The sequence below is a fragment of the Billgrantia campisalis genome (assembly GCF_022341425.1).
GTDB classification, from domain to species: Bacteria; Pseudomonadota; Gammaproteobacteria; order Pseudomonadales; family Halomonadaceae; genus Halomonas; species Halomonas campisalis.
Genome location: NZ_JABFUC010000001.1, coordinates 186,018 through 205,166, shown reverse-complemented (window position 1 = coordinate 205,166; position 19,149 = coordinate 186,018). Strand labels below are relative to the sequence as shown.

Sequence of the window (19,149 nt, the reverse complement as noted above, 5' to 3'; positions counted from 1 at the left end):
CCTGGATTCATAGAATAACCGCAGCGCTTTGGACCACCCGGTAGAAGCAGGAGGGCCAGCGCCGGTACCCTTCCAGCTTTACCGACCAAAGTGAAGCAGAGCATGGGATACCGACAGCTGATCCAGACCCAAAGATACCAGATCCACGCCCGTTATGACTTGGGTGTGAGCCAGCGCCAAATCGGCAGAGAGCTGGGCATCCACAGCAGCACGATCAGCCGTGAGCTTCGCCGCAACGCCACTTCTGGTGGCTACGATCCCGAGGATCCCGAGCAGGCGCAGTCCCGCAGTAATCACCGGCGACGCACCTCCTGGAAGTGGACGAACCCCCACTGTCAAGCTAGTTGGTCAGGAAGCTGAATGGCCGCCCTCGAAAGCGACTCGGTTATCGGACGCCGGCACAGGTGTTTTTGGGGGAATACTCAGGAGCCCTGAACACCGCAGGTGCTGCGCTTATTGCTTGAATTCAGGACTAATGATGATGGCCCAAGATGTTGTTATGAAAAAAATGGTCAAAAACACTGTTGATATAAGTGCTTGTTGATCTTCATTTTTTAATTTAGTTGAACTCATTTTTTACACTGAGTCTCTGTGTGATTTTATGCCCAAAAAACCCTTGGCAATTTTGACGCCAAAAACCTATAACGGCGGCGCTGAAAATGTCGCGGCTCACTTGTCACGGCATTTCCACGAGAATTATGATGTCAGTGTCTTAGCTTTCGACACTTTGAGAACTGATTACGAATATGCCGGTACTATGGTAGATTTGGCGTTGCCAAAAGTCACGGGTATCATTCAGCGGCTCTACATGTTGTGGCAAGCCGTCATGAAAGTCAGGCATTATAAGAAAACAGTAATGCCTGTCGCCTGCATCAGCCTAATTGGCCATCCTAACCTGACCAATGTACTGTCTCGCCAAGGTGAATTTTGTGTTATTTCCGTGCGTACCTATATGCGGCGATCTCCAAATTTCATTAAGCATTTTTTACAGAAACAGTTAGTTTATCAGGTTTATAACCGAGCTGATAAAGTGGTGGCAATTTGTGAAGGGGTGAGAAAAGACCTTGTTGATTATTATGGTGTTAATCCAAACAAAATTGAAGTGATTTATCCTTATTTTCACGTAGCAGAAATACAAAAGAAAAGCCAGGAATTGATCGAGGACGAGTGGCATGGCGTCTTCTCTAAGCCGGTGATTATCACCGCAGGCCGGCTGACTTATGACAAGGGGCAGTGGCATCTCATCAAGGCATTTTCACTTGTTAAAGCCGAGATTCCTGACGCCGTACTGGTCATCCTTGGTCGTGGAGAAATGGAAGCAGATCTCAAGCATCTAGCTGGTCGTTCCGGATACTCAGATGATATTCACTTCATGGGTTACTGCAATAATCCTTTTAAATATATTAGTTCTGCAAGCGTCTTCGCGTTTCCGTCGCTCATTGAAGGTTTTGGTAATGCGCTTGGGGAGGCGCTCGCCTGTGGCACGCCAGCAGTCGCTTGCGACTGCGATGTGGGCCCCAGGGAGATCCTGGCCCCGGAGACGGATTTCCACAGCAAGGCCCAGTGCATCGAACAATACCCAGCTGGATTCCTGGTGCCGGCTTTTGATGAAACTTGTGATATGGAAACCAAAATACCAACTACTGTCGAAAGCGACATGGCCAACGCCCTGCTTCGAGTATTACAGGATGATGTACTGAGGAAAAGTATGTCTTCTGCGGCTAGCCAACGTGCTTGGTGCTTTGATACTGCCCCAGGGACTGGACGATGGGATGCGTTGCTGGAGTCGAATTGAGGTAAACATGGATGTTACCGAGCTGCAGAGTATGGCGTTACGCTCCGAGGCTGAGATCATGTCGGCGTGGGATCGCGGGCCGGACGAGCCGCTTGTCAGCATCAGTTGCACTGCCTTCAATCATGAGGCCTATATCGAGACTGCCCTAAAAGGCTTCCTTGTCCAGGAAACTAACTTTCCTTTCGAGATACTCGTTCATGATGACGCCTCCACTGACGCTACTGCAAATATTATTCGGGCGTACCATGAGCGCTATCCGCATATCATCAAACCGATATTGCAGGTCGAAAACCAATATTCACAGGGAAATAAGCCTGGTGGAATGAATCGCAAGCGGGCTCTGGGAGATTTTATTGCGCTCTGTGAGGGGGACGATTGCTGGACGGATGCCTCAAAGCTTCAGCGCCAAATTGATGCATTGCTTGATCATCCCGGTGTTGATATCTGTTTTCACTGTGCCACCAAGGTGGACTATTCCAAGAATGGTGCAACTACACTGATTGGCCGCTACGCAGACATGTCGTGTGCGATTGTGCCTATTGACCAAATCGTGCTCAGACCTTATGGGCTTATTCCGACGGCATCAATTGTGATTCGTCGCAAAGTTCTCACTGCCTTACGGGCATTTCGTGAAGGCAGGAGTTACCTGGAAGTAGGTGATATTTATCTATTCTTCTTCGGGTCAATGAGAGGAGGCGGTCTATATATTGACCGCAACATGTCGCTATATCGTGCCAAGCTGCCAGGTTCATGGACTCTTAAGAATCAGACAAGCTACAAGTATAGAATGAGAGCCATCAGAGCAAGAATTAAGTCTTATCGTGAATTAGACGAATACACAGGGTTAAAGTTCTCTTCCATTCTGCAACATGACAATCGCACGAGGATTTTTGGAATTTTAAAAGAACGCAATATTCCTCTTAAAGATAAAGTTGTGTTTTACCGAGAAAGTCATAGTGCCTTGCCCATTTCTGGGAGAGTTTCGGCTATATTTTATATTGCTGCAGCCTCGATAATGGGCATATTTGGTCGCTAGCTTTGTAGTCTGGGTAAATCAAGCTCCGCCGTTTTTAACCAATCATCATTTTTAATGACATGCGTTATTCGGAATTTATTACAATTATCAGAGGGGTTTGTAAGTGCTAGTTGAATTTTCCGCTCCTCCCGCCTCTGGTAAGTCTTCCATTGCGAAAGCGTTGAGTGAGGATGGGTACAAACTTTTCCGCCGATCTACGCATGGTGCTATTACAGGGGCCGGAAGGGCGTCGTTTTATGCAAAATTATTACTCTCACCGGCCTTTGTTTATGCTTTTGTGCATCGGTTCTTCTTTTTTTTGTCAAACTACACGGGGCTTTCATTCAGGAGGAAATTGATTTCAGCCTTTATTGCCGCACAAACCAATGTTTTAAAAAGACGAAAGTCGTGGTATGTGCGTGATCAAGGTTATTTCCAACTAGGTGACTGGGTACCACCTAATATGAAAAGAAACCCTGCTACTTTATTGAAAGTGCTTGATGACATTGGCGGAATGCCAAATGCCGTTGTGTTTATTGATATGCCGCCACTTGTTGTTGTTGAAAAGCTTCATCGAAGAGGAGATTTTCAAAAATGGGAAGAAAAGGCAAAGTCACTTGGCTTTGCTGGTGTGCTTGAGCGACTGGTGGATCAGAAAGCGTTAGATTCAGTGAGGTATGAGTTATGTGATATTGCCAATATTCCGTACATCATTATAAAAATAAATGATCGGGAAGAGATATTCGACGTTAAGTACCATTGTCCCAACTCAGTCTCAGATAGCTTAAACACGCAAATTCACGCTCTTGTCGAATCGATAAAGCGACATTGGCGACCGTTTGCATAATCAATTATTTTGGCTGTTTAGAATATTATTTTGAATATAATGCATATTGTCTCCTCTGCGGCTTCAGGGGGAGCTGAAGTTTATGTCAAGGATCTCTGTAAGGAGATGGCCGTGCGTGGCAATAACCTTTTCATTGTGTTCCTGGACAGGGCCTCGGAATCGGGTCGTGATGCGGAGTTCGAATCGTCATTTCTTGCTGAGTTGGATCAATATAGAGTCGGTTATGGTTTCTTAGGGCGCGCCTGCCGTAAAAACCCCTTGAAAGGTTGTTTAGCCCTAGCGAGATTCCGGCGTCGGTTCAGGCCTGATGTGATTCACTCTCATCTTTACTATGGCGCAGTATTTTCACTTCTCCAACTTGGCGTTCCCCATGTGTATACCCATCATAATATAAAACTTAAGACTTCTCGTTGGCTCTATCGGCTCCTGGATATTAGAACCAAGGCGTATGTGGGTATCTGTCAGGCATGCGAGACGCTCCTGAGCCAGGTCACTCGCAGGCAAGTGATCAGAATCGATAATGGTGTATCATTGACGCGTATCATCAAGAAGCGTGATTATAAGTTCGGCTCATCAGTCAAGTTGGTTTGTGTCGGCACACTTGGTGAACAGAAGAATCATTCACTATTATTTAACGCCTTGGCGAGGCTTCCTGATCTCGATTTTACGTTGACAGTGGCGGGTGAGGGGGCCAAGAAAAACGAGCTTCTGGAAATGGTTCTCGCACTTGGTATAGATAATAAGGTGTCCTTTATCGGTAACTTCAATAACGTCAAACAGTTGCTTCATGATTCCGACCTTTTTGTCATGTCCTCTGCATGGGAGGGCCTGCCTATTGCCCAGATCGAAGCTACTTTGACTGGGCTGCCGGTGCTGGTCACGAATGTCGGTGGCTGTGCGGAAATTGTCCAGCAGGTGGGTAACGGATTGGTGGCTGAGGTCGAACTGGACGATTACGCTGAGAAGCTGAAACGCCTGATTGTCGATGAGGCTCTGCGCTTGAGTTGTCACCAGAGTGCCCTGGAGAATGCCGGCCACTACACAGTGGATAATGCGGTTGACGGTCACCTTGCCTTGTACGAACGCTTGACTCATAGGTTGGCTGCTCATGCCTGAGGTCACCTTTGTTTTTCTGCTGTTCGTTCTCACCGGTGTCTATTGCCTTTGGATGGGCACACGCCATCGCTGGCTCCTGATGCCGCTGATTCTTGCTTACTTGTTCCGCCTGTTTCTTTTTTTTCTGGACTATGCGCGAATTTTCCGGCCACCTGGCGCCACTGAAGATGCATCCCGTTTTACGCGAATATCTTTCGAATACGCATCTCGTGATTGGTCCTCTCTTTTAGATAGCGCTCCATTATTTAGTTCCAGGTTCTACCCTTGGTCGGGGGGGGTCATCCAGAAGGCGGTAGGAGAGTCAGAGCTCTTCCTGATTTCAGCAAGCTTTTTCTTTGGGCACGTCGTCGTTGTCGTGACAGGCATCATCTGCTACCAGCTATGGGGTAAGCGCGCCGCCGTGTTTGCTGCCATCATCATGGCGCTGTATCCTTTTGCAGCGTTCAATTCAATACTCGCGATGCGCGAAGAGGTCGCCATCATGTTCTTTCTGATGGGGCTTTATTTCTATATCCGTTGGGTAGCCGGGAAATCCACCTTGGGCTTGTTGTGGGGGGGGCTGCTGTTTGGCGTGGCCGTGCTCTTCCATCCAGGTTGGGTGGCGGCCTTTATCGGCGTAGCGGCTTATTTGGTCTATTTTCTCTATCGCAACTTATTTATCGATCGTCCTCGCTTCGTCAGTCGGCTATATGCATTCAAGATGCTTCTCTCCATCGGCATGCTGGCTTTTTCACTAGGTATGGTAATGGCCAGTGAAGGTGTCTACCTGGGTAAGGGCATTGAGATTGGTGGTGAAGGGGAAGAGGGTGGTTTGGGCAGTGCTATCGAAGGGCGTTTCTCTCGAGAACCCTCGGGCGGTTCTGCTTATCCCGGCTTTGTCGCCCAGGGCAATCCGTACACGCAACCCTGGCTGATACCGGCGAGAATAGCCTACTTTCACTTTTCCCCCTTTCCCTGGGATATACGCAGCCCAAGGCACTTGCTGGGTCTTGTCTCAGCGGGGCTGTATTGGTTCCTAGCCTGGCGGGTTTACCGTGGCTGGCCTCAGCTAAAGTCGCGAGAGGAGTGCGTGGCGCTGCTGTTCATATTTGGTGCCCTCACGGTTGTGTTTGCCATTGGCGTCACTAATATCGGTACGGCGATACGCCACAAGACGAAACTGTTGGGTCTGTTCGTGATTCTGGCTGCTTCTTCGTTCAATAGTGTTCGGATACGATTCAGAAGGAAGTGACTCTTGGATGTGATGATTTTCGCTGGGAACGCCCGCTCCCTGATCGCTAATCGCGGTGACCTGATTCGTGATATGCGCGCTGCCGGTCTGAGTGTGGCCGCTGCGGTGCCGACGGTCGATTATCTTCCTGAAGTGAAGGAGTTGGGGATTACGATCTATCCGGTGGAGATGGGGCGTACTGGCATCAATCCGCTGCACGATCTGAAGTACCTGCTAGCACTGCGCACACTGCTACGTCGAGTGCGGCCTCGGGCGGTGTTCGGCTATACCATCAAGCCGGTGGTCTACGGCAGCTTGGCGGCGCGTCTGGCCGGCGTGCCGCGCATCTATTCCATGATCACCGGCCTGGGACATGTCTTTACTACCGAGAATGCCCGCAATAGGCGGCTACAGAAGATCATCGGTGTGCTCTATCGGCTAGGAATCGCCTGCAACCGCAAGGTGTTCTTCCAGAACCCCGATGATCTTCAGGAATTTATGGATCGAGGAATGCTCAAGGATCAAGGCAAGGCGGTACGTACCTATGGCTCGGGTGTCGATATGCAGCGCTTTGCTCGGGAGCCGCTGCCGAAAGAGGCAACCATTTTCCTGTTCATCGGCCGGCTGCTGACCGAGAAGGGCATAGCCGAGTTCTGCGAGGCGGCCCGCCAAGTCCAGGCCGATTACCCGGATGCGCACTTTATCGCTGTGGGCCCCCATGACGCAAATTTGCCGCACTCCTGTGCGGCGGAGGACCTGGAACGCTGGAAGGCCGAGGGAGTGGTGGAGTTCGTCGGTGGGGTGAGTGATGTGCGTCCGTGGATCAAGGAGTGCTCCGTTTTTGTACTGCCCTCTTATCGGGAAGGCACGCCGCGTTCGGTGCTAGAAGCCATGAGTATGGGCCGTGCCATCATCACCAGTGATGCCCCCGGCTGTCGGGAAACCGTGGAGGAGGGGGTCAACGGCTTTCTGGTGCCACCGCGCACCAGCCAGCCGCTGGCCGAGGCGATGCGTCGCTTCCTGGAGGAGCCCGAGCACATCGCGGCAATGGGCGAGGCCTCCTGGCAGTTGGCGGAGCGCCACTACGATGTACACAAGGTTAATCGTGTGATTCTCGACGCCATGGAGCTGACAACATGGAGAACCTGGCCAAACGCCTCTTCGATATCGTCTCCAGCGCCGCGGCGCTGATTATCCTGGGGCCGCTGCTGCTGGCGATAGCGCTGTGGATCAAGGTCGACAGCCGCGGCCCGGTGTTCTTCATGCAGCAACGCGCCGGGCTGGGAGGACGTCCGTTTCGCATCGTCAAATTCCGTACCATGATTCATCGCGCTTCTGACGAGATCGACCAACACTCCGAGCAGGTACTCAGTACTGGGTGCGACCTTCGTATCACTCGTACCGGGCAATTTATTCGTGCCACGAGCCTCGATGAGCTGCCCCAGTTGATCAATATCCTTAAAGGCGACATGAGTGTGGTCGGCCCGCGACCGGTGCTGATGGAGCAGAAGGAAGTGGTACCACCGGGCTATATGAAGCGTTTCTCTGTGCGCCCGGGGCTCACCGGCCTGGCTCAGGTGCGTGGGCGGCGCAGCCTGGGCTGGTTGCAGCAGCTGGCCTATGATGCCGAATACGTCGAGAACCATCACTTCCTCTACGATCTGGGCATCATCCTGCAAACTATAAAGGTAGTGCTGCTGGGTAGCGGCATCTACGGCGGGGAAGGGCTCAACTGGCGCGCCTATCGTGATAGCCTCGGCGGTCGCCCTCCGTTGGATGAAGACGTCACCGCCGCCTTGGCTTGCCATGAGCCGGAGCCTGAAAAGGTTGAGGAGGGGCATTCGTGAGTCAGCTCCACTTCATGATGATCACCGCCAGCCCGGAGGTGGCGGTTTTCATTGAGCATCACGGTGTTGCGCGCATCTTCCTTGACCAGGAAGTACTGGGCAAGGCGGAACGCCAAAGGGATTTGGATACCCACCAGGCCGCCCACTCATTGGAGGAGATCTCTGCGGTAGCTAAAGTGCTGCGCCAGGCTGAACTCATGGTGCGTCTGAATCCGCTGAATCCCCATAGCAGCGAGGAAATCGTGGCGGCGCTTGACTGCGGGGCGCAGCGCCTGATGCTGCCGATGTTCACCAGCCGACGCGAGGTGGAGCGCTTTCTGTCTCTGGTTGATGGCCGTGCTCCTGTTACCTTCCTAGCCGAAACCCCGCAGGCCTTGGTGCGTCTGCCCCACTGGTTGCCGATGCTGCAGGCCGGCCGCGATGAGGTGCATATCGGGTTGAACGATCTTTCCCTGGGCATGGGCCTCAATTTCCTGTTCGAGCCAATGGCCGGTCGACTGCTAGACCCTGCCGCAGAGTTGTTAACGTCAACCGGCATTCGCTGGGGGGTTGGGGGCATTGCACGGATTGGCCAGGGCGAATTGCCCGCAGAAACGGTGCTCGGCGAACATGTACGCCTGGGCTCGCAGTGGGTAATTCTTTCCCGCGCCTTTCACCAGGGGGCCAGTTCGGCTCAGCAATTGCTCGAGTCGCTGGACTTTCCCGCTGAGCTGGGCAGGCTGCGCGAGGCCGAGGCCCATTGGCGGCAGGCCACGCCTGGGGAACTGCTGGCCAACCAGCAGCAGCTGGCACGCAGCGCCTTCCGTCTAGGAAGTCGGGAAGTGGATACATGACGATACTCAGTGGCCCTTCAATACAGCCCACGCAGAGAAAGCCCATGCAGGTGCGCCGTCTGCTGTTCCTGCAGAAGGCCGATGTGCTCGAGCAGCAGAAGGCCTGGGTTGTTGCCCAACTGGGCGCGGCGCTACCCCAGGCCAGCATTGAGTTCGCCGGCAGCGCGGAGGCAGTGCCGGAAGGGGCCGTGTTCGATGTGGTGATTGCGCCCACCTTGCCCTGGCTACCCCAGGCCCTGGGGCGGCTTACCGACTACCGCTGGGTTCACTTTCTCTCCGCCGGCGTGGAAAAGATCTGGGCCATGGATTTCGACAAGACCCGGCCGATTATGACCAAGAGTAGTGGCGTGCACGGGGCGCCCATGAGCGAATATGCCATTGGGGCCATGCTCTACTTCACCAAGCAATTCGGACGCTTTCACCAGCAGGCTCGTCACGCCGAGTGGCAGCACCTCTGGCTGGATGGGCTCACTGGCAAACAGCTGACCGTGCTGGGCCTGGGGCATGTCGGACAGAGCCTGGCCCGGCGCGCCAAGGCCTTCGATATGCAGGTGGCCGGCACCCTGAGAAACCTGCGCCCGGTGGAGCAGGTGGACCGCGTGGTGTCCTTGGCCGAGATCGAGTCGGAGCTTGCCCGCACGGACTTCCTGATCTGCTGCCTGCCGCTGACCGAGGAAACCCGGGGGCTGGTCAATGACGAGCTGCTGGGCAGGCTCAAGCCCGGCGCGGTGCTGATCGATATCTCCCGCGGGGGCGTGGTCAAGGGCGATGCGGTGCTCAAGGCGCTGAATGCAGGCACCCTCAAGGGGGCTGCGCTGGATGTGTTCGAGCAGCAGCCGCTGCCAAAAGATTCACCGCTGTGGCAGCGCGAGGATGTGTTGATCACACCGCATGTTGCGGGCACCACGCCGCACTATCTGAAGCGGGCGCTGGACGTGTTCCTTCAGTCTTTACATGACCAGATGGCAGGAAGGCCAATATCAAACCAGATTGATGTGAAGGCAGGGTATTAGCCAGACTTGTTCTACATGATTTCGCGATTTCTAACGGTGGCGACCAGAACACATCCGATGCCATATCGCCTGCTAAAGTTTTCTGAGTCATCTGCTTCATCAAGGAAAGTAAAGTGAGGAAAGCCTCTGTATGTCGGCCATCTCCAAAGAATTCTCTCAAATTGATCCTTCATCTCAGCTTCTTCTTTTGCTGTCTCGGCTGGAACTTACGATTGAGCAGGAGAAGGCTGTGTTGGCCTTATGTAGCCGCATTGACGACTGGGCGAAGCTAACGGATCAAGCGAGACAGCGCTTCGTGCTGCCGCTGGTTTATCGGCACCTGTGGCAGCTTGCGCCGGAGAATATCTCGCCGAATGAATTTGAGGATATGAAGTATCAGTGTCTGACAGTAGCGCAACATTACCTTTTGGTCGCTTCCACACAGCGCAAACTGGTTAAAGAGCTTACTGAGCCACTTGGGATTCTCCCGATCTTCTTCAAGGGGCACAGTTTGGCAGCACGTTACTACGATGAGCCCGCGATGCGTTTTTCCCGTGATATTGATGTCCTCGTGCCTCATGAACGAATGGTCGAGCTGCTTGAGGCCGCCTTGAAGAAGGGCTATATCCCGTGTGACCCCAAGCAGCTGGAAACCGATCGTACCAGCCTAGAGTTTTTGGCTCGTGTACAAGGGGTTATCACCCTGATGACACCTCAGGGAGTCGTAGTGGAATTTCATCAACGCATTGATTACACCGGGACGGTTTACAAAACTGAAGAGCTACTGTCGACTGCCGAATTCATTGTATTTGAAGATATTGAAATTCCCGTCATGCCTACGGCTGAGCTGTTTGTCTATATTTGTTTACATCATACCAAGCACCACTGGTCGCATTTGCACTGGCTGGTGGATCTTGATGCGGTTAAACGGCATCCCTCTTTTGATTTGAATGATGTCTATGCCTGTGCAGAAAAGCGGAACTTGACTGAAACTGTCAAAGCCTCGCTGGAATTGTACGAAGCGTTGGCGTCTCCAAACCCAGGCAGTCAGCCGATGTCGGCTCAGGGTAGACAGTTGCTAGAGGCTTGTCTGACGGCACTTCAGGGGGACTATGCGGTGGAGCAGGCGTTGAGTAGGTCTAGAGCCACTCCTGATTTTTCTTTCGCTTGGCAAGCGAACCGCTGGCATTGGTTGCGCTGGAAGTTTTTTGGTTGGGTACGAATCTTTCGCCCTAGCTATACGGATTATCGAAATTGGCCACTTCCGAACCGCTGGCAATGGGTATATCGTCCTGTTCGCCCATTTCGCGAAGCGATACGCCGCCTTGGTCTGTCCAAGGCATAGCGAAACAAGCAAAGGAATGGCCATGTCAAGGGTCCAAGCACTCATTGCGCCGCTATACACCCTGCGCCGCATCCTGCCACTCTTGTGGGAAAGCAGCCGGAAGTGGACGATTCTCGGCGCCCTGCTGATGGCCCTTGAAGTGGCCTTCGGGTTGGCGGTGCTGTTTATGCTCAAGCAACTGGTGGATGTGGTCACCCAGCAGTTGGGTAGCGACGCGCCCGTCGAAGGCATCCGCTCGGTGCTGCGGTACGTGGCCCTCACCGGCGGGTGTACCCTGGCCTATCTGGCGTCGCGGGCCATGTCGGGCCTGGCCAGGGAAGCGCAAGGGCTTCTGGTGGCAGACCATATCGACCGGGAAATCCATGCCCGGGCGGTGAGGGCCGACCTGGCCTTCTACGAAAGCCCACGCTACTACGACACGCTGCAGCGGGCACGCCAGGCGGGTAACCAGCGCCCGGTGCAGGTCGTCGGCAACCTGATGATGCTGATCAAGAACGGCCTGATGCTGGCCGCCATCGTGGTGTTGATCATCACCATCAACTGGCTACTGTTGCCGGTACTGTTGATCGCCATCGTGCCGGCGTTAATGGTGCGCTTGCACTTTACCCGCCACCTCTATGAATGGCAGCGCCACCGCACGCAGATGGAGCGGCGGGCCGGCTACCTCGACTGGTTGATGACGTCCGATATCAATGCCAAGGAGCTACGCCTCAACCAGTTGGGGGACTACCTGCGCGAGAGCTATTCCGATCTGCGTGGCGTGATACGCCGTGAACGCATGCGCATCACTCAGAGGCGCACACAGGTCGAGCTGGCCGTGGCGAGTATCGCCACTCTCGCGTTCTTTGGCGCCTTGGCCTACCTGGCGTGGCAGACCTCGCTGGGGCACAACAGCGTCGGTGATCTGGTGCTATTCCTGCTGATCTTCCAGCGCGCCCAGGCGATGGGGCAAGAGGTGGTAAGGCAGCTGTCACAGTTCTATGAGGATCATTTGTACGTGGGGCTGCTGTTCGAGTTTCTCGATATCCGCCCGGCAATCGCCGAGCCGGTGCGCCCACTGCCGGTGCCGGAGCCAATGCATGAGGGGATCCGCTTCGAGCAGGTCGGTTTTCACTATCCGGGGACCGACAAGCCGGTGCTGCGTGATATCAATCTGCGTATCCGCCCCGGCCAGATTGTGGCCCTGGTGGGTGCCAACGGCTCCGGCAAGACCTCGCTGATCAAGCTGCTATGTCGCCTCTACGATCCGACCTCCGGGCGGATCACCCTGGATGGTGTGGATATCCGTGAGTATGGCCTTGAAGAGTACCGCCGTGTGTTCAGCGTGATCTTCCAGGACTATGGTCGTTTTGCTGCCACGGCCCGGGAGAATATCCGCTTCGGAGACATTCGCCAGCCGGTCGACACGCCGTCGGTCGAGGCGGCGGCGGTCAAGGCCGGTGCCGATCCGTTTATTCAGGAGCTCACTTCGGGATACGACACACCTCTCACCCGGATGTTCGACGGTGGCCAGGAGATCAGCATCGGGCAGTGGCAGAAGATCGCCCTGGCACGGGCCTTTATGCATCGTTCCAACGTGATCATTCTCGACGAGCCGACCAGCGCCCTGGACCCGGGGGCGGAGTTCGATCTGTTCGATAACTTCCGTGAACGCATCGATCATCGGGCCGCTCTGGTGATCAGCCATCGGCTGTCGACGGTGCGCATGGCGGACTATATCTATGTGTTGGACCAAGGTGTAATTCGAGAACGGGGCACTCACGACGAGCTGATCCGGCAGCAGGGCATGTACTGTGATCTGTTCAGCCGACAGGCACACCATTACCGGGAAGTGGATGCCTGAGCGGGTGCTTGAACAGCGGCGTTAACTGACTCTGATCAGATCCTCCTGCTGCAGCTGGCCGAGAAAGGCTAACAATTCACGCTCGCAGGTATTGCGGTCTATGTCAAACTCCTCCAGGAGTTGATCACGGATCTCGGCGATGGTGGTTTCCTGCTCGATCAGCGACCAGATACGCTTGCCAACGGCCTGGGTGCCGTAGTACATGCCTTTTCTGGCGCTGAAAATGACCAGCTCATCGTCGACGTGGGAAGAGAGCGGCTCGTCTTGGCGCTTGACTCGGGTGTCCAGGTTCATGGTCGGTCCTTCAGAGTGAGGTTGTTATGGCGAGTGGCCGGAGGCGTTGTGGCCGGGTGTTTTGATAAAGCTGGTGACGGCAGTGAACCGGCCACCGTGCTGGCCCAGCACGGTGTGGCTTCCTACCCGCAGCCAGGCGTGTGCCTTGAAGTCCAGCTCCTGGCGGTCGTTGAGCTCGTTGCAGGTGCCCAACACCAGGCTGCTGGAAATGCCGCGTCGATTCAGCATCCATTGCGCCGCCATGGCCAGCATCAGGCAGGTAAAGCGACCACCGACGCGGCGGTTGATGGCCTTGAGCGCCCAGGTAATATCAAGGGAACGGGCATCGAAAGCGGCCTGGGCAGGGTCGACTTCTCCGGGGACCGAGGTGCCCAGGCGGCTCGACCACCAGCGAAACGGTAGGGCGCGGACCAGAAACCACGCGGCCGGCAGCAGCAGAGCGGCCTCACCTAGCAGCTGTTTTCGGTTCCCGGTGAGCCGACGGAATTTGACAACCGAGTGCATGGTTCGTCCAGAGCTGTTGGCTTGTTTCATGGCTTTTTGACCACTTAAGGCAGTATAGGCAAAGTAGCGCCCCGTCGCTCAAGCTTCCGTTCCTAGCGCTCTAACTGCGGTGAAACAGCTAGCGTTATAGCCGCAAATCGGCATCGCCATTGCGTAGCATGTACTTCAGATCATAGAGCACATGCTGGTGTTTTCCCCAACTGCGAATCCGCGCGGTGCCAAGGTCCGCAAACTCACGATGGGCCACGGCCAGGATCACGGCGTCATAAACGCCCTCGTCGGGCTGGTCCAGGGGTCGGATACCATAGGCCAGCAAAGCCTCGTCCTTGTCTGCGTGTGGGTCGAAGACATCTACCGTGACATTGAAGTCAGCCAATTCGTGGATGATATCGATGACCCGGGTATTACGCAGATCCGGGCAGTTTTCCTTGAAGGTCAACCCCATCAGCAGCACCCTGGCGGCCTGCACCTGAATGCACTGCTTGATCATCTGCTTGACCAGCTGGCCGGCCACATAGGCGCCCATGCCGTCGTTGATGCGCCGCCCCGAGAGGATTACTTCTGGATGGTACCCGACCTGCTGCGCCTTGTGGGTCAGGTAGTAAGGGTCGACACCGATGCAGTGGCCGCCCACCAGGCCGGGTCGGAAGGGAAGGAAGTTCCACTTGGTCGCCGCTGCCTGCAGGACCTCTTCGGTATCGATATGCAGGCGATTGAATATCATCGCCAGCTCATTGATCAGGGCGATATTGACATCCCGCTGGGTATTCTCGATGACCTTGGCCGCTTCGGCCACACGAATGGAACTCGCCCTGAAGGTGCCGGCGGTGATGATCGAGGCATAGAGTTCATCGACAAAATCCGCCACCTGGGGCGTCGACCCCGAGGTCACCTTTATGATAGCGGTGACCCGATGTTCCTTGTCGCCGGGGTTGATGCGCTCGGGGCTGTAGCCGGCAAAGAAGTCGACGTTGTAGGTCAGGCCCGTGGCCGCTTCGATCACCGGAATGCACTCTTCCTCAGTGGCGCCTGGATACACCGTTGATTCGTAGATGACGATATCCCCCCGGGATATCACACTCGCGATGGTCTCGCTGGCCTTGATCAGAGGCGTTAGGTCCGGGCAGTGCTGATGGTCAATGGGGGTAGGCACGGTGACGATATAGACATTGCAGTCACGCAGTGTTTCCACGTCGCTTGTGAAGCGAAGCTGACTGGCCTGGCGTAGTTGGCTGGATTCTACTTCCAGGGTGGTATCGATGCCATCATGCAGTTGGACAATGCGCTGAGCATTGATATCGAAACCTAGGGTGGGGTAGCGCTTGCCGAACTCCACGGCGAGCGGCAGGCCTACATACCCCAGGCCGATGATGGCCACCTTGGCGTTTTTAACGCTGAGTTTGATGCTCATCAGTGCCCGTCCTCAACCGAAATCGCGTGAGTTATTCTTGCGTGGAAAAGATCCTAGAGGGGCCCCTTTAAGAGAGAAAACGTGGCGGCTTTTAATCGTTCCAGTGCCTTGGACTCGGTGTGGGAATGTGTCTGAAAATTGGGCGAGACCGGGGCTTGTAGAGCAGTTACCGGGTTCTTGTCATGTTCGAGCCAGATCAGGTCGACGATAGGGCTTTGTGGTGCATAAGATGTGGGGGCCTCGAGCATGATCTGGCGAATTTCGGCTAGATCGCCTCTTTCGGTTGCCGCTTTGAGGCGATCGAGAAGTGCCTCGAGGCGTGGCCATTCCCAACAACTCTCGCGGGCGGTAAGGATGCGTGGATGCGTGGTGGCGGTGTCATTTTCACCCACCAGCAACTCTTCATATAGCTTTTCCCCGGGTCGCAGGCCGGTGAAATGGATCTCGATATCCCCTTCTGGGTTGGCATCATCCCTCACTTTCAGGCCGGAAAGTCGTACCATTTCTCGGGCCAGATCGGCTATCTTCACCGGGCTGCCCATGTCGAGAACGAAGACATCGCCACCCTTGCCCATGGCGCCGGCCTGAAGTACCAGCGTGGCGGCCTCGGGAATGGTCATGAAGTAGCGAGTGATTGCCTCATGGGTCACGGTTATGGGGCCGCCCTGAGCGATTTGTTTTCGAAAAAGCGGAATGACCGAGCCCGATGATCCCAGCACGTTGCCAAAACGCACCATGCAGAAACGTGTTACATATTGGGTGTGAGATAATGCCTGGCAGATCAGCTCTGCCAGGCGTTTTGTCGTGCCCATTACATTGGTGGGGCGGACCGCCTTGTCGGTGGAGATCAGCACAAAGGTCTCGACGCCGGCCGATAGGGCGGCGCGGGCGGTTTCCAGGGTACCGAAGACATTGTTGCGCACGCCTTCGAGAACGTTGTACTCGACCATGGGCACGTGCTTATAGGCGGCGGCGTGATAGAGCGTCTGCACGCGGAAGGCGCGCATGGCACTCTCTAGCTGGCCTCTTTGCTGCACCGAACCGAGCAAGGGTTCGATGACGCTGGGCAGGCCCTCCAGGGTGGCAAGCTGCTTTAGCTCTGCTTCGATGGTGTAAAGCGAGTATTCGCAGTTGTCCACCAGCAGGAGGCGACGGGGTTGCAGCGGCAGGATCTGGCGGCAGAGCTCCGAGCCGATCGAGCCGCCGGCGCCGGTGACCATGACCACCTTGTCCCGGATGTTGGCATCCAGAAGCTCCTGCTGCGGCGGCACCGGGTCGCGGCCGAGCAGGTCCTCGACGGCCACGTCACGGATATCCTGGATATGGGCGCGTCCACTGACCACATCCTCGGCGCCGGGAACGGTCAGAATGGGGACGTTCAGGGGGGCCAGCGCTTGGAGAATGTCACGGCGTCGGCTGCGCGGTACGCTGGGCATGGCGAGCAGAACGCGTTCGGCTGCGTAGTTGTCGATAAGCTCCGGCAGCTTGCTGGTCGGATAGACCCACAGTCCTTCCACCTGAGTGCCATGCATGCCACGCCAGTCGTCAACGAAGGCGACGGGTACATATTCACTGCCCTGCCGTAGCGAGTTGGCCAGTTGAGAGCCTGCAGCGCCAGCCCCATAGATGATGACCCGCGTCTTGTAACGAATCAGTTGATTGCGGTAAAGACTGCGCAATAAAAAGCGTACTCCGCCAACCATTAGCATGGCAAGAATTCCATAGATGACCAGGAATGAAGGCGCAAGACTAAGGCCCGTGAGCTGCCCGGCGATCAGTAACAGGATTACTGAGAGGCCAATTCCGAATGCAAGTGTATGTAGGGCGCGCAGGCTCATATAGCGGATGACGGCGCGATAGAAACCCAAACGAATAAAAATTAATAGCGTAATGGGAAGGGCCAGCAGCAGAGCGAGCCAGGCTTGAGGTTCTGCCAGCGCTGACACACTATCGGTCTTTAGAATCAGGGCCAATATGAAACTAGCCGATAGAAGAAATATGTCGGCCATGATCTGTATCATGCGCTTGATCCTGCGATTCAAGCGAAAGGCTTGCGCAAGTAGCCGTCCCATGTTTTCTCCTCAATTAGTCCATGTAGAGGGATTGATTTCCGTTCTGTTTGTTTCTTTTCCTGGATTCTTGATTTTTGCCGTAATTGATCGTATATGTTAAAGCTGTGTAATTTTATGTAATTGATATAAGTTGATAGTAAGAGATGTTGAGGTGTTGACCAAGATGGTTTTTATGCCGTTGTCGTAATGACTTTAGATAACATGGATAGGGGATAAATCTCAGGAAAAGCCTGATATCTTTTCATAAAAAAGTGCTGACACTGTAGGAGTCGCTAATGCGGCATGGGGAGATTTGGCAAGGCCTCAACGGGGTGCTCCTGTTCGCATTTGTGGCACTGCTGATCGTGGTTCACATGGCCTATGCGGTGGTGCCGTTGCTGGCGTTGGCCGTGATGGTGCTAGGCAGCGGTGTCCTGTGGCTGACCGGCGAAGACCATGGCACAAGCAGGGCACGCCGTAGCCTGCTCCGTGCGGGGGACGATGCCTGGCTGGTGCTGGTGTTGCTGGCCTATGGCGGACTCTGGCTGCTGGATGTTTGGCGTACCGGGCACTGGCCGGTGGGAGAGGGTAACCAGAGAGTGCTGCTGCCGCTATGGCCGCTGTTGGCGACGGCGCTGCTGGTATGGCTGCTTCGCTACCCGCCCAGCCCGAGGCTGCTGTGGTGGGCGGTGTGCTCGGGTGCTCTGGGAGCGGGCAGCATTGCGCTTTATGAGCGGCTGGTGCTGGGACGTTCCCGGGCCAGCAATGCGATGAACGCCATCCCCTTCGGCAATTTATCCCTGCTGCTGGGCACGCTTTCGCTGCTGGCAGCGCTCTGGTGCCTGCGTCGCGGGTATCCGCGTAGCCGGGTGCTGCTCGGGACTGCGTTACTGGCTGCGGTGAGCGGCATGCTGGGCTCTTTGCTCTCAGGCACACGAGGAGGCTGGATCGCGGTGCCGTTCCTGCTGCTGCTGGCCTACCGCGCGGCGCGAGACCTGGTCCCGTCGCGCTGGCGCTATGGGCTCGCGGGTTTAGTCGTGCTGGTGCTGCTGGTGGCCGCGGCTGTACCCCACACCGGAGTGAGTCATCGAATAGTGCAGGCAGTGACCAATGTTCAGCAATACTGGCAGGGAGAAACGCGCGCGAATTCGGTGGGCGCGCGCCTGGAGATGTGGCGCGGTGGCATCCTGCTGGTTCGGGAAAGGCCCTGGCTGGGCTGGGGAGAAGGGCGGATGGAGATGGCCATCCACGACCTGGTGTTAGAAGGAAGGCTGCCAGCGGCGGTGGAGCGACACGATCAGTTGCACAGCGATGTGATCGATACTATGGCGAGGCGAGGCGTGGTGGGGCTGACCGGGCTATTGATGCTCTACGGTGTGCCGCTTTGGCTGTGCTGGCGACGTTTACGCCGCCCCGGGGCGGACCCGGGCACTCAGGTGCTGGCGGCGGCGGGCATGATGGTGCCGGTAGCCTTCATCGATTTTGGCCTGACCCAGTCGATGCTGCGCGACGTGCGTGGACTGAGCGGTTATCTGGGGCTCTGCGTGGCCTGCTGGGTGGCGCTGCGGGCCCATGAGCGCCGGCTGTCACTCCCTCATGAACGGGCCGCACCGGAATCGTCGAGCTGATGGCCAAAACATGGCGGCGAGGCCGGCTCGAGATCGGCGGCGTCCTCCTCGCGCAGGGCCTTAATCAACATGTCATGCAGGATCGGCAGGTGGGAGTCGTCGAGATTGCGGGCGGCGGAGAGCAGCGTCAGCCGGCCGCGGCGGGCGTGGCGCATCAGTGGCAGGAGACTGTCCGGGGCGTCGCGCAGCTCGCCGCGATAGCGCGCGGCGAACACCGCGCCGCTGATCTCGCCCTGGTGATACTGGCGTCGCAGCAGCGGCGATGGGGAGGCGTCCCGGTACCAGTCGGTAAGCGCCAGGCTCTCGCGGGGCTTGCCGCGGGGCCACAGGCGGTCGACCAGTACGCGGGCCCCATCCTCCGGGCTCGGTTCGCTGTAGACCCGCTTCAGGACGATATCGTAAGCCATGGTTTGCTCCT

The 19,149-nt window shown here is 55.9% G+C and carries 17 protein-coding genes and 2 pseudogenes; 14 read left to right on the top strand and 5 right to left on the bottom strand.

Translation table 11 applies throughout. The features are described 5' to 3' along the window. Positions 1–102: 102 nt before the first annotated feature. The 13 genes and pseudogenes from HOP52_RS19760 to HOP52_RS00840 form a co-directional block, all read left to right on the top strand. A pseudogene (locus tag HOP52_RS19760) lies at positions 103–324 on the top strand (helix-turn-helix domain-containing protein); the annotation flags it as partial. A gap of 20 nt (positions 325–344) precedes the next feature. Beyond that, positions 345–464 (top strand): annotated as a pseudogene (locus HOP52_RS19755) (IS30 family transposase); the annotation flags it as partial. Between the two features lie 137 nt (positions 465–601). Next, a complete protein-coding gene (locus HOP52_RS00890) occupies positions 602–1,795 on the top strand; it encodes a glycosyltransferase (RefSeq protein ID WP_238975013.1) in 1,194 nt (397 codons plus the stop codon). 7 nt (positions 1,796–1,802) lie between these two features. After that, positions 1,803–2,831, top strand: a complete 1,029-nt coding sequence (locus HOP52_RS00885; protein ID WP_238975011.1) for a glycosyltransferase family 2 protein — start codon at positions 1,803–1,805, stop codon at positions 2,829–2,831. Between the two features lie 103 nt (positions 2,832–2,934). After that, the gene (locus tag HOP52_RS00880; RefSeq protein ID WP_238975009.1) at positions 2,935–3,657 is read left to right on the top strand and encodes a hypothetical protein; all 723 of its coding nucleotides are present in this window, start codon (positions 2,935–2,937) and stop codon (positions 3,655–3,657) included. Positions 3,658–3,696: 39 nt separating this feature from the next. Then, entirely contained in the window at positions 3,697–4,773 is a 1,077-nt protein-coding gene (locus tag HOP52_RS00875; RefSeq protein WP_275298017.1) for a glycosyltransferase family 4 protein, read from the top strand. Further along, entirely contained in the window at positions 4,766–6,004 is a 1,239-nt protein-coding gene (locus HOP52_RS00870) for a hypothetical protein (RefSeq protein ID WP_238975005.1), read from the top strand. The genes HOP52_RS00875 and HOP52_RS00870 overlap by 8 nt, the downstream gene beginning before the upstream one ends. A 12-nt stretch (positions 6,005–6,016) precedes the next feature. Then, complete coding sequence (locus HOP52_RS00865; protein WP_238975411.1) at positions 6,017–7,174, top strand: glycosyltransferase family 4 protein; 1,158 nt, start codon at positions 6,017–6,019, stop codon at positions 7,172–7,174. Then, the gene (locus HOP52_RS00860; RefSeq protein WP_238975003.1) at positions 7,120–7,830 is read left to right on the top strand and encodes a sugar transferase; all 711 of its coding nucleotides are present in this window, start codon (positions 7,120–7,122) and stop codon (positions 7,828–7,830) included. The genes HOP52_RS00865 and HOP52_RS00860 overlap by 55 nt, the downstream gene beginning before the upstream one ends. Further along, positions 7,827–8,663, top strand: coding sequence for an aldolase/citrate lyase family protein (locus tag HOP52_RS00855; protein WP_238975001.1), 837 nt, complete (start codon positions 7,827–7,829; stop codon positions 8,661–8,663). The genes HOP52_RS00860 and HOP52_RS00855 overlap by 4 nt, the downstream gene beginning before the upstream one ends. Positions 8,664–8,707: 44 nt before the next feature. Continuing rightward, a complete protein-coding gene (locus HOP52_RS00850) occupies positions 8,708–9,676 on the top strand; it encodes a D-2-hydroxyacid dehydrogenase (protein ID WP_238975000.1) in 969 nt (322 codons plus the stop codon). Between the two features lie 130 nt (positions 9,677–9,806). Then, entirely contained in the window at positions 9,807–11,000 is a 1,194-nt protein-coding gene (locus HOP52_RS00845; protein WP_238974998.1) for a nucleotidyltransferase family protein, read from the top strand. Between the two features lie 22 nt (positions 11,001–11,022). Continuing rightward, positions 11,023–12,843 carry an ABC transporter ATP-binding protein gene (locus HOP52_RS00840; protein WP_238974997.1) on the top strand — a complete coding sequence of 607 codons (1,821 nt, stop codon included), beginning with the start codon at positions 11,023–11,025 and terminating at the stop codon, positions 12,841–12,843. Positions 12,844–12,864: 21 nt separating this feature from the next. Here the strand turns inward: HOP52_RS00840 and HOP52_RS00835 are convergent, their stop codons facing one another. The 4 genes from HOP52_RS00835 to HOP52_RS00820 all read right to left on the bottom strand — a co-directional run bounded on the left by HOP52_RS00835 (position 12,865) and on the right by HOP52_RS00820 (position 17,124). Beyond that, entirely contained in the window at positions 12,865–13,137 is a 273-nt protein-coding gene (locus tag HOP52_RS00835; protein ID WP_238974995.1) for a PqqD family peptide modification chaperone, read from the bottom strand. Between the two features lie 24 nt (positions 13,138–13,161). Further along, positions 13,162–13,671: a lasso peptide biosynthesis B2 protein gene (locus tag HOP52_RS00830; RefSeq protein WP_238974991.1), complete on the bottom strand. Its 510-nt coding sequence runs from the start codon at positions 13,669–13,671 to the stop codon at positions 13,162–13,164. A 94-nt stretch (positions 13,672–13,765) separates the two neighbouring features. After that, the gene (tviB, locus tag HOP52_RS00825) at positions 13,766–15,052 is read right to left on the bottom strand and encodes a Vi polysaccharide biosynthesis UDP-N-acetylglucosamine C-6 dehydrogenase TviB (RefSeq protein ID WP_238974989.1); all 1,287 of its coding nucleotides are present in this window, start codon (positions 15,050–15,052) and stop codon (positions 13,766–13,768) included. A 53-nt stretch (positions 15,053–15,105) separates the two neighbouring features. Beyond that, positions 15,106–17,124: a polysaccharide biosynthesis protein gene (locus HOP52_RS00820; RefSeq protein WP_238974987.1), complete on the bottom strand. Its 2,019-nt coding sequence runs from the start codon at positions 17,122–17,124 to the stop codon at positions 15,106–15,108. Positions 17,125–17,399: 275 nt separating this feature from the next. On the opposite strand from HOP52_RS00820, the gene HOP52_RS00815 reads away from it, so the two are divergent. Further along, on the top strand, positions 17,400–18,731 hold the full coding sequence (locus tag HOP52_RS00815; protein WP_238974985.1) for an O-antigen ligase family protein: 1,332 nt from the start codon (positions 17,400–17,402) through the stop codon (positions 18,729–18,731). On the opposite strand, the gene HOP52_RS00810 is transcribed toward HOP52_RS00815, so the two are convergent. Next, positions 18,698–19,138: a DUF488 domain-containing protein gene (locus tag HOP52_RS00810; RefSeq protein ID WP_238974983.1), complete on the bottom strand. Its 441-nt coding sequence runs from the start codon at positions 19,136–19,138 to the stop codon at positions 18,698–18,700. The two genes, HOP52_RS00815 and HOP52_RS00810, sit on opposite strands and share 34 nt — an antisense overlap. Between the last annotated feature and the right edge of the window lie 11 nt (positions 19,139–19,149).

What these genes read in the sequence shown, in the direction of transcription:
- HOP52_RS00890 (WP_238975013.1), top strand. Translation starts at nt 602, where the DNA reads ATGCCCAAAAAACCCTTGGCAATTTTGACGCCAAAAACCTATAACGGC.
- HOP52_RS00885 (WP_238975011.1), top strand. Translation starts at nt 1,803, where the DNA reads ATGGATGTTACCGAGCTGCAGAGTATGGCGTTACGCTCCGAGGCTGAG.
- HOP52_RS00875 (WP_275298017.1), top strand. Translation starts at nt 3,697, where the DNA reads ATGCATATTGTCTCCTCTGCGGCTTCAGGGGGAGCTGAAGTTTATGTC.
- HOP52_RS00870 (WP_238975005.1), top strand. Translation starts at nt 4,766, where the DNA reads ATGCCTGAGGTCACCTTTGTTTTTCTGCTGTTCGTTCTCACCGGTGTC.
- HOP52_RS00865 (WP_238975411.1), top strand. Translation starts at nt 6,017, where the DNA reads ATGATTTTCGCTGGGAACGCCCGCTCCCTGATCGCTAATCGCGGTGAC.
- HOP52_RS00860 (WP_238975003.1), top strand. Translation starts at nt 7,120, where the DNA reads ATGGAGAACCTGGCCAAACGCCTCTTCGATATCGTCTCCAGCGCCGCG.
- HOP52_RS00850 (WP_238975000.1), top strand. Translation starts at nt 8,708, where the DNA reads ATGCAGGTGCGCCGTCTGCTGTTCCTGCAGAAGGCCGATGTGCTCGAG.
- HOP52_RS00845 (WP_238974998.1), top strand. Translation starts at nt 9,807, where the DNA reads ATGTCGGCCATCTCCAAAGAATTCTCTCAAATTGATCCTTCATCTCAG.
- HOP52_RS00840 (WP_238974997.1), top strand. Translation starts at nt 11,023, where the DNA reads ATGTCAAGGGTCCAAGCACTCATTGCGCCGCTATACACCCTGCGCCGC.
- HOP52_RS00835 (WP_238974995.1), bottom strand. Translation starts at nt 13,137, where the DNA reads ATGAACCTGGACACCCGAGTCAAGCGCCAAGACGAGCCGCTCTCTTCC.
- HOP52_RS00830 (WP_238974991.1), bottom strand. Translation starts at nt 13,671, where the DNA reads ATGAAACAAGCCAACAGCTCTGGACGAACCATGCACTCGGTTGTCAAA.
- tviB (WP_238974989.1), bottom strand. Translation starts at nt 15,052, where the DNA reads ATGAGCATCAAACTCAGCGTTAAAAACGCCAAGGTGGCCATCATCGGC.
- HOP52_RS00820 (WP_238974987.1), bottom strand. Translation starts at nt 17,124, where the DNA reads ATGGGACGGCTACTTGCGCAAGCCTTTCGCTTGAATCGCAGGATCAAG.
- HOP52_RS00815 (WP_238974985.1), top strand. Translation starts at nt 17,400, where the DNA reads ATGCGGCATGGGGAGATTTGGCAAGGCCTCAACGGGGTGCTCCTGTTC.
- HOP52_RS00810 (WP_238974983.1), bottom strand. Translation starts at nt 19,138, where the DNA reads ATGGCTTACGATATCGTCCTGAAGCGGGTCTACAGCGAACCGAGCCCG.